3 protein-coding genes are annotated in these 3,890 nt (G+C 50.2%); 2 read left to right on the top strand and 1 reads right to left on the bottom strand.

Features of this window, described 5'->3' with window-relative positions:
• Positions 1–264 precede the first annotated feature (264 nt).
• Positions 265–1,086, bottom strand: a complete 822-nt coding sequence (locus PHP98_11890) for an RluA family pseudouridine synthase (protein MDD5484329.1) — start codon at positions 1,084–1,086, stop codon at positions 265–267.
• 401 nt (positions 1,087–1,487) lie between these two features.
• Here PHP98_11890 and PHP98_11885 point away from each other — a divergent pair, with 401 nt between their 5' ends.
• On the top strand, positions 1,488–2,591 hold the full coding sequence (locus PHP98_11885) for a GntR family transcriptional regulator (protein ID MDD5484328.1): 1,104 nt from the start codon (positions 1,488–1,490) through the stop codon (positions 2,589–2,591).
• Positions 2,592–2,604: 13 nt separating this feature from the next.
• The gene (locus tag PHP98_11880; GenBank protein MDD5484327.1) at positions 2,605–3,720 is read left to right on the top strand and encodes a uroporphyrinogen decarboxylase family protein; all 1,116 of its coding nucleotides are present in this window, start codon (positions 2,605–2,607) and stop codon (positions 3,718–3,720) included.
• The last annotated feature ends 170 nt before the right edge of the window (positions 3,721–3,890 follow it).

Raw genomic sequence — 3,890 nt, 5'->3', positions numbered from 1 at the left:
CTTCTCACTTCCTCAGGCCAAATATTAACCACCGCGCTCAATGCACTCCTGGCCGCATCCACACAACAGCTCGTCAATCTCGCCGCTTAAGCGGGCAAGTTCGCGCCAGGGGCGCTTGGTGGCGCGAGATGATCCGCGCGGCGCATTTCGCTTCCCGCGCCAGCGGGATTCATTCGGCCATGAGAATTAATTACCATAAGCGCGTATTGAGGGACAAAGCATAATCGCTTGGCCATTATTGTGTCTGCTTCGTCGTTTCCTCTTTTATTTTAAACAGTATTTTCTTAAACATTCCCGGAAATCATCGGGTAATTCTATTCTGCAGCGGACCGGCAGACCGGTAAATGGCTGGCGGAAACTGATTTCAACCGCGTGCAGCATCTGTCTTGCGATTGACCTTTCGCGCCGGGGGACCGCCCGGCCCGCGCCGTATTGCCGGTCGCCCAGCACCGGATGGCCGATGGCGGCCAGGTGTTTTCTTATCTGATGTGTCCGGCCGGTCTCAATGACAACGGCGACATGGCTGGCCGCCGGCGTTGCATCCAGCCGGCGGATGCGGGTAACGGCCCTTTGGTTGTCAAGCGGAGCGGTAATGGTCATGGTTTCCTGCGGCAGAAGGCCGCGGATCACGGCTTCGTATTTTTTTGTAATTTTATTTTGCGCGAACAACGGGATAATCCGTTCCTTGGCTTGGCGATACCTGGCAAAAATCAGGCATCCGGAGGTGTCCTTGTCCAGACGGTGGCAGGCCGCCAGTTCCTGGCAGCCGAGCAGGGCGATTAATTTGTTCTCAAGGCCTTGCGGACCGTTGCTGAGTATGCCGGCCGGCTTGTCGGCAATCAGGTAATCATGGTCCTCGTAAAGAATGGATGCCCGTTTGATTTCGGCCGGCTTTTCCGCATGAAAAGCGCCGGTGATCTGATCGCCCGCTTTCAGGACATGACGGGCCATCCATACCCGCATCCCGTTCACAAAAACCCGGCGCTGGTCAATAATTTCTTTTGCCTTGCCGCGCGAGATGCCGAGGCGGCTGGAAAGAAATTCAATCAGCGTAATGCCGTTCCCGGTATAAGAACAATCAACCAAAATTTTCTCCGGCGATAAAAATGCACGTCAGGATTACTGATAGCGTAGAGGGAAAACAGCATCAAACCCTGCAATTATCCCTTTAAACCGCAGACATCGCATGTTTTTTATCAAAGGCGCTGTTTACAGCATCAACCGGAAAGATAGCGCAAAACCGGAAACGAGGCAACGTAAAACGATTGATTTCCCTGTTTGCGCATGCGGGCGCGCGAAATGAACCCGCGGGGAGACCCCGCCCGCGTCATGTTCCGCGCGCCAAGGTGGCCGCGCGATGATAACCGTGTTTTTATGTGGCCAAAGCGCGCATCCCCTCAGTTATGGCGGTAAAGATTTTTTTATAAAAATACATTTGACATTTAAAATATTATCTATTATATTCTATCGCATGAATTAGGTAATATATGGATTTTAAATTAAATATTCAAACGCCAGAGCCTGTTTTTCGCCAGATTGAGAAGTTTTTGAGCAATCAGATACTGGAACGAAAAGATAACAGTCCTTTTCGTCTTCCTTCTACCAGCGAGCTTGCATCTAAATGGGGTGTGAGTTGTGCAACGATTGATAAAGCGATGAAAAATTTGGCTGCCGACGGTCTAATTGAAAGGCGTTGCAAGCGCGGCACATTCCTGAAAAACAATAACGACAAGGCTATTATCGGAATATTAGTCGGGCATAAACTCACCGACGAAACATCTCATTTTTCACGAGCTCTGGTCCGGGGGATTCAAGCGGAAATTGCCGGTGCGCATGCCGGGCGCCGGACATGCTACGTTTATGACGGCTTATCCGGGTTGAAAACCGATGACGATTTCGGCAAATCGGAGAACTATCAGCGGCTTAAGCGTGATTTTCGCAAGCAATCCTTTCTCGGATTTATCCAGATTCTGCAAGAAACTGACCATGAAGTGACCCGCCGCGTCTGGGACTTGCCGGTCTGCCGTTTTATGCATCCCGCGGAAGAACGGCAAACCGATGTGGTTCTGGATTTTTACACTTTTACCCGGGAATGCGTAAAATACGTTACGCGGAAAGGACTGAAACGGATTGCCTATCTGCGCGCGATAACCAGTCATTCCACGGATCTGGACGGTCTTTACGACGCGGTCAAGGATTTTGGTCTTCCGTCCGCGCAGGTTTATCATACGGGCGACCGCGCGGCAAACGGCGCCTATATTGAGCAACGGGCCTATGAAAAAATTTTACAATTAAGCTCGGAGTGGCAGCAGAGCAATAACTGGCCGGACGCGCTGCTTATTTCCGACGACATTTCGGCGCGGGGCGCGGCGTTGGCCCTGTTGCAAAGGCACATAAAACCGCCGTCCAATCTGCTGGTCATGGCCATGACCAACAGGGAAATTACGCATCATTACGGCTTGCCCGTAGTGCGTTACGAGATTTGTATAAGCGACATTGCCTCCGCCCTGGTGGATATCTTGAACAAACGCATAAGGAATAAACATTTTCTGATTTCCCCGGTCATGATTCATGGAAAAACAGTTGCCTGACGAGGAAAGCTTCATGACAACGAAAAGAGAACGTGTATTAAAAACACTGGCCGGAGAAAGAGCGGATAAAACGCCGAAAGACGCATGGTGGACTCCGCCGGCGCTGGAGATTTTCAAGGAAAAGACCGGCCAAGACGATCCGGCCGGCTATTTTGGCTGCGAAATGCGGGAAGTTTTGGCCGAACACGTCAATGATCCGGAACTTTTATTGCAAAGAGCGCCTTGCGGCGGCCAATCCGTTTATTTGCCCACGGAAAAGTATTTGTCTATTTACCGGAATGCGGAGGACGTCAGAAAGCTTCAGAAACAGTTCCGGATTGACGAATGGGGTATCGGCTACGAGCCTTGTTCAACTTTTCATTTTACGCGCATGCAACATCCAATGGAAGCGTTTAAAACCGCGCAAGACATCCTGGATTATCCTTTTCCGAAAGTTGCCAAAAATAGACAGGCGTTAAAGAGCGAAATTGATAATTTGAAACTTAATGATTATTACGTAATGGGCAACGTCGTGGCCTTTGTTTTTGAGAAGGCATGGCATTTGCGGGGCATCGAAAACCTGCTGGTTGATTTCATTGAGAACGAGGAGTTTGCGTCCGTTCTGCTTGACAGGATCCTTGAAATTAAAATTCAAATGGCTCTGGAACTGGCAGAGGCGGGGGTGGCTCAGATAAATCTGGGCGATGATGTCGGGACCCAACACAGCATGATTATGTGTCCGGAAATGTGGAGGAAATGGATAAAACCGCGTCTGGGGGCTTTTATTAACGCCGTAAAAAAGGTTAACGGCAAAATCAGGATTTTTTACCACAGTGACGGTTATATTGAGCCGATCATACCCGATTTGATCGCAATCGGGGTGGATATTTTAAACCCCGTACAGCCGGAATGCATGGATCCGATAGCGTTGCGAAGGCGCTACGGCCAGGCGCTTTCTTTCTGGGGTGTAATGGGATGCCAAAGCACGGTGCGTTTCGGGTCGCCGGCCCAGGTGGAGCTTGAGACGAAAAAATGGATTGATGGCGTCGGCCAAAACGGAAAATTGGTTTTGGGATTAATGAGTATTGAGCCGGATACTCCGTGGGAAAACGTCATCGCTTTTTTTAACGCGGTGGAAAAATACGGTTGATAAACAGAAAGGAAACAACATGTCGGAAATCAGGATAGCAACGATCGGCGTCGGGAATTGCACGAATTCGCTCGTCCAGGGAACCTATTACTACAAGGGGCTCAAGGTCAAGAAAGGGGAAATCGTTCCCGGTTTGATGCATCCCGACCTGGGCGGTTACAAAGTCAGCG

The organism is Kiritimatiellia bacterium (assembly GCA_028715905.1).
GTDB lineage: Bacteria > Verrucomicrobiota > Kiritimatiellia > JAAZAB01 > JAAZAB01 > JAQUQV01.
This window is presented reverse-complemented; position numbering and strand designations above follow the sequence as displayed.

Excerpts from the sequence above, each read along its gene's own strand:
- PHP98_11880 (MDD5484327.1), top strand. The coding sequence starts at position 2,605 with ATGACAACGAAAAGAGAACGTGTATTAAAAACACTGGCCGGAGAAAGA.
- PHP98_11885 (MDD5484328.1), top strand. The coding sequence starts at position 1,488 with ATGGATTTTAAATTAAATATTCAAACGCCAGAGCCTGTTTTTCGCCAG.